At 57.5% G+C, this 285-nt stretch carries 1 tRNA gene; it reads right to left on the bottom strand.

Annotated features, from left to right (window positions below):
• Window positions 1-164 precede the first annotated feature (164 nt).
• Window positions 165-241 (bottom strand) — tRNA-Met (locus AAEZ06_RS27060).
• Window positions 242-285: the final 44 nt, after the last annotated feature.

Genomic DNA, 285 nt, shown 5'->3' with positions numbered 1-285 from the left:
GGTCAACACGACGACCTATCAGCTCGAGAACGGCTTCCTGCCCGGGAGCCCGGGCGCGCCGAAATAACAGGCGGACGCGGAAAACAAAAAACCCGGCACAGAGCCGGGTTTTTCGTGGACGAAGTGCGCATCGGTCAATTGCGCCGCACATCGTCTGGTGTGCTTGGTTGCGGGGACAGGATTTGAACCTGTGACCTTCGGGTTATGAGCCCGACGAGCTGCCAGACTGCTCCACCCCGCGTCAGAGAAATAAATTATAGGGTGAGGAAGTACTCACGTCAATAC

Origin of the sequence: Pseudomonas sp. HY7a-MNA-CIBAN-0227 (assembly GCF_040310325.1) — a bacterium.
Classification (GTDB): domain Bacteria; phylum Pseudomonadota; class Gammaproteobacteria; order Pseudomonadales; family Pseudomonadaceae; genus Aquipseudomonas.
This window is presented reverse-complemented; position numbering and strand designations above follow the sequence as displayed.